Here is a 2,500-nt window from a genome sequence, read left to right on the forward strand (position 1 = left end):
TTCGAAACGGGGACGCCCCCGGATCTTGCGATCCGGGGGCGTCCTTGGGGGATCCCGGCGATGACCGACTTTCGCGCTATTGCACTATCATGGGCCCGTCGGGCTTAACGGCCGTGTTCGGAATGGGAACGGGTGTGGCCCCGACGGTATGGTCGCCGGAAAGACGGCCGGCGGGGGTGTTTCGCCCCGCCGGGCGTGATTTCGGTGGGTCGGTCGATACGGACACGGTTCGTGGCGTCGTCCACTCACGTCTCGTCTCGTCGATCACGGGCCTTGGTCCGGATCGGGAGTCTCTTGACCTGGCGAGGCTTCGCGTGGAAGCGGAGAGCTTGCGTGCGACCCGGATCGGGCCCGCCCTGCTGTGTGCGGGGGGGACGGATCGGGGTGGTCAAGCCGCTCGGCTGTTAGGACCGGTCGGCTGAGGCGGTCGCCCGCCTTGCACTCCCGGCCTATCGACCTGGTCGTCTTCCAGGAGCCTACGCGGGAAAATCCCGCTGGAGACCTCATCTCGGAGAGGGCTTCGCGCTTAGATGCCTTCAGCGCTTATCCCGTCCCGACCTGGCTACCCGGCGGTGCCCTTAGCAGGACAGCCGGCACACCAGAGGTCGGTCCTCCCCAATCCTCTCGTACTAGGGGAGAAGCTCCTCAAGTCTCCTACGCCCACGGCAGATAGGGACCGACCTGTCTCACGACGGTCTGAACCCAGCTCGCGTACCGCTTTCATTGGCGAACAGCCAAACCCTTGGGACCTTCTCCAGCCCCAGGATGCGATGAGCCGACATCGAGGTGCCAAACCTCCCCGCCGCTAGGGACGCTCGGGGGAGATCAGCCTGTTATCCCCGGAGTACCTTTTATCTGTTGAGCGACGGCCTTTCCATCCAGCACCGCCGGATCACTAACGCCGACTTTCGTCCCTGCTCGACCCATCGGTCTCGCAGTCAGGCGCCCTTATACGTTTGCGCTCGCGTTGCCCGATTGCCGACCGGGCCGAGGGCACCATGGCGCTCCTCCGTTACTCTTTGGGAGGAGACCGCCCCAGTCAAACTGCCCGATGAGCACGGTCCCGTTACGGGCTGCGTAACGGTGAGGGCCGACGATCATTCAGGGTGGTATTTCACCGTTGGCTCGCCGACGGCTGGCGCCGCCGGGTCGAAGCCTCCCACCTATCCTACACAGAACGAGCATCGGACCAGTGCCAACCTGCAGTAAAGGTTCACGGGGTCTTTCCGTCTAACCGCGGGTACGTGGCATCTTCACCACGACTACAGTTTCACCGGGTCCCTCGTGGAGACAGCGCTCCAGTCGTTACGCCATTCATGCAGGTCGGAACTTACCCGACAAGGAATTTCGCTACCTTAGGACCGTCATAGTTACGGCCGCCGTTTATCGGGGCTTCGGTCGCCGGCTTCGCTTGCGCTGACTGGCTTCCTCAACCTACCGACACCGAGCAGGCGTCAGACTCTATACGTCCTCTTGCGAGTTGGCAGAGTCCTGTGTTTTTGATAAACAGTCGCTAGAGCCGATTCTCTGCGGCTCCCCTTGCGGGGAGCACCCCTTGTACCGAAGGTACGGGGTCATTTTGCCGAGTTCCTTCACGAGGGTTCTCCCGAACGCCTTCGGATTCTCACCTGGCACACCTGTGTCGGATTGCGGTACGGGCCGGCGGTTCGTCCCGAGGGGGCTTTTCGCGGCCGGATTCTCTCGAGCTTCCAGATCGAATGCTGTCGGCCTTGCGGCACGGGGGCGTCTACCACCCCGACTCGAGAATCCTCCGGCGTCCTCCCTCGTTCAACCTCCCCGCCGGGTGACGGAATATTAACCGTCTGCCCATCGACTACGCCCTTGGGCCTCGTCTTAGGACCCGACTGACCCTGGGCGGATTGACCTTCCCCAGGAAACCTTGTGCTTTCGGCGGACGGGCTTCCCACCCGTCTTGTCGTTACTCGTTCCGGCATGCGCACTCGACGCCGCTCCACGGCTCCTCACCGGTGCCGCTTCGACGCTGGCGTCGACGCTCTCCTACCATACTTGCGTATCCGCGACTGCGGCACGACGCTTAGTCCCCGTCATTTTCGGCGCGGGATGGCTCGACCGGTAAGCTGTTACGCACTTTTGAAATGGTGGCTGCTTCTAAGCCAACATCCCGGCTGTCACGGCGATCCCACTTCCTTTACCACTGAGCGTCGCTTTAGGGGCCTTGGTCGGCGGTCTGGGTTGTTTCCCTCTCGAGCATGAAGCTTATCCCCCACGCTCTGACTCCCGGGGTCCGACGCACGGTATTCGGAGTTGGGTTCCGATGGGTAGCCGGGGAGGCCCCCAAACGGATTCCGTCGCTCTACCCCCGTGCGTTACTTCCCGAGGCTGGCCCTAAAGCCATTTCGGAGAGAACGAGCTATCTCCAGGTTTGATTAGACTTTCACTCCTCCCCACGGGTCCTCCCCCAATTTTTCAACATTGGTGGGTTCGGTCCTCCACGGCCGGTTAAGGCCGCTTCAACCTG

2 rRNA genes (1 of these 2 cut by a window edge) are annotated in these 2,500 nt (G+C 62.4%); both read right to left on the reverse strand.

Annotation, left to right across the window (positions count from 1 at the left end):
• Positions 1-52 precede the first annotated feature (52 nt).
• Positions 53-160 (reverse strand): 5S ribosomal RNA (gene rrf / locus G6O68_RS31250).
• 224 nt (positions 161-384) lie between these two features.
• Positions 385-2,500, reverse strand: a 23S ribosomal RNA gene (locus tag G6O68_RS31255) (it continues 684 nt past the right edge of the window).

This window comes from Paludisphaera soli (assembly GCF_011064595.1).
Taxonomy (GTDB): domain Bacteria; phylum Planctomycetota; class Planctomycetia; order Isosphaerales; family Isosphaeraceae; genus Paludisphaera; species Paludisphaera soli.